The sequence below is a fragment of the Bacillus cereus group sp. BfR-BA-01331 genome, from assembly GCF_022663915.1.
GTDB lineage: Bacteria > Bacillota > Bacilli > Bacillales > Bacillaceae_G > Bacillus_A > Bacillus_A mycoides.
This window is the reverse complement of the sequence record NZ_JAKUGJ010000141.1, coordinates 1-662: the sequence shown is the minus strand read 5'-3', so window position 1 is coordinate 662 and position 662 is coordinate 1. Positions and strand designations below refer to the sequence as shown.

Here is a 662-nt window from a genome sequence, read left to right as displayed (position 1 = left end):
GCACGGGATCGTAACTCGCCGGTTCATTCTACAAAAGGCACGCCATCACCCATTAACGGGCTCTGACTATTTGTAGGCACACGGTTTCAGGATCTCTTTCACTCCCCTTCCGGGGTGCTTTTCACCTTTCCCTCACGGTACTGGTTCACTATCGATCACTAGGGAGTATTTAGCCTTGGGAGATGGTCCTCCCAGATTCCGACGGAATTTCACGTGTTCCGCCGTACTCAGGATACATTCAAGAGAGAACGAAGTTTCGACTACGGGGTTATTACCCTCTGTGACGGACCTTTCCAGGTCGCTTCGTCTACCTCGTTCCTTTGTAACTCCGTATAGAATGTCCTACAACCCCAAGAGGCAAGCCTCTTGGTTTGGGCTAGATTCCGTTTCGCTCGCCGCTACTCAGGAAATCGCATTTGCTTTCTCTTCCTCCAGGTACTTAGATGTTTCAGTTCCCTGGGTCTGTCTTCCATACCCTATGTATTCAGGTAAGGATACCATACCATTACGTATAGTGGGTTTCCCCATTCGGAAATCTTCGGATCAAAGCTTACTTACAGCTCCCCGAAGCATATCGGCGTTAGTCCCGTCCTTCATCGACTCCTAGTGTCAAGGCATCCACCGTGCGCCCTTTCTAACTTAACCAAACTAAAATTAAAAAA

At 48.8% G+C, this 662-nt stretch carries 1 rRNA gene; it reads right to left on the bottom strand.

The window, feature by feature from the left end:
* Positions 1 to 645 (bottom strand): 23S ribosomal RNA (locus MR155_RS31315); the annotation flags it as partial.
* Positions 646 to 662 lie beyond the last annotated feature (17 nt).